Origin of the sequence: Actinomadura soli, from assembly GCF_005889715.1 — a bacterium.
Lineage (GTDB): Bacteria > Actinomycetota > Actinomycetes > Streptosporangiales > Streptosporangiaceae > Spirillospora > Spirillospora soli.
In genome coordinates, this window is sequence record NZ_VCKW01000562.1 from 1 (window position 1) to 1433 (window position 1433).

Here is a 1433-nt window from a genome sequence, read left to right on the forward strand (position 1 = left end):
CACCTCACCCACCCCGCCCGGACGGCTGTCCATGCGCGGCGCGCTGGCCGCCGACGCCCAGCGCGCCGCCGGGACCATCCCGACCGCCGAACCGTTCACCCGAACGGTTCGCCGCCACGTGCCCGCCCCGCCGCTGCGCGTCGGCATCGCCTGCGACGTGTCCGGGTCCATGAACGCCATGGCCGAGCCAGTCGCGTCCGCCGCCTGGATCATGGCCCGCGCCGCCGGGCACCTGCCCGACGCCGTCTCGGCCACCGTCATCTTCGGCTCCCGCGTCCGTCCGGTCACCCATCCCGGGCGCGCCCCGGCCACCGTGACCGAGTTCGCCGCCCGCGATTCCCGCGAAGACTTCGTCCAGGCCGTCGACGCCCTCACCTCGGCCCTGGACCTGACCCGCCCCGGTGCCGCCCGGCTGCTGGTCATCGTGTCCGACGGCCTTTTCAAAGACGACCAGCCCACCGAAGGGCAAAAGCGCATCGACCGGCTCACTAGCGCCGGATGCGCCGTGCTGTGGCTGTCCCTGTCCGCCCGCACCAGACCCATGAACGGCGCGCACCTGGTCACCCTCACCAATCCCGCCACCGCCGCCGACACCATCGGCACCGCCGCCGCCCGCGCGCTGCGCACCGCGTGACCACCCCGCTGCCCGGTGCGCCCCGGTGAAGCAGGGCGCACCGGGCGGCATCCGCTAACCCGCGCTTCTTCAAACCACTACCTGAACGGAGGCACTCGTGGCCGATGAGATGTTCGTCCTGCTCGGCTGGGCATGGGACATCGACACCGCCACCCGCCTAGCCGCCCGGCACCAGTCCCAACGCGCTGATATCCGGCCGCTGGCCTGGGCCCGCGCCGTGATCCGCATCAACCCCGACCACGCCGCCACCGTCGACCTGGCCCGCCCACTGCTGACCGTCCCGATCCCCGACGCCGACACACCCCTGGTGATCGACGGGTGGCACCGCATCCACCGCGCCCTGACCACCGGCATCCACCGACTCCCGGCCATCCACCTCGACGCAGACGACGAACGCGCCTGCCGCATCCGAGGCGGCGGACTGTGACCCGGCCACCCCACTACCCGAGGAAACAAGGCGTGCGCCAGGCGGCCGCCTCGGCCTCGGCGGGAGTCGAGCCACGCGCCACACCAAGGGTCCCGCACGCGGGGGTTGACAGGGGGCCGTCGCGCGTGCGGCAGCGTCAGCCAAAGCGCGGAGGCCCTATTTGACGGCACCGTTCTTGACCGCACCGTACCGAGCCACGCCGACCGATCGCCCAAGGCCAAGACCTCGGCCAATCGTCGGGGAAGCTAGACGAGTAGTTCCGAAGTGATCAGTGGTCGAACGCGGTCAGTGACCGGGTGATGGGCTGGCCGGTGCGGTGGTTGTGCCAGATCGCTGCGGCCATGGCCAAGATGCGCTGGGCGACCCGTACCG

General features: G+C 72.2%; 2 protein-coding genes and 1 pseudogene. 2 read left to right on the plus strand and 1 reads right to left on the minus strand.

What is annotated here, in order from left to right; genetic code table 11:
- Nucleotides 1-634 (plus strand): vWA domain-containing protein (locus ETD83_RS41815; protein ID WP_138650766.1); only part of this gene is annotated, 634 nt, incomplete at its 5' end.
- 97 nt (nucleotides 635-731) lie between these two features.
- On the plus strand, nucleotides 732-1061 hold the full coding sequence (locus ETD83_RS41820) for a ParB N-terminal domain-containing protein (RefSeq protein ID WP_138650767.1): 330 nt from the start codon (nucleotides 732-734) through the stop codon (nucleotides 1059-1061).
- Between the two features lie 268 nt (nucleotides 1062-1329).
- Here the strand turns inward: ETD83_RS41820 and ETD83_RS46345 are convergent.
- Nucleotides 1330-1433: pseudogene (locus ETD83_RS46345) on the minus strand (IS982 family transposase); the annotation flags it as partial.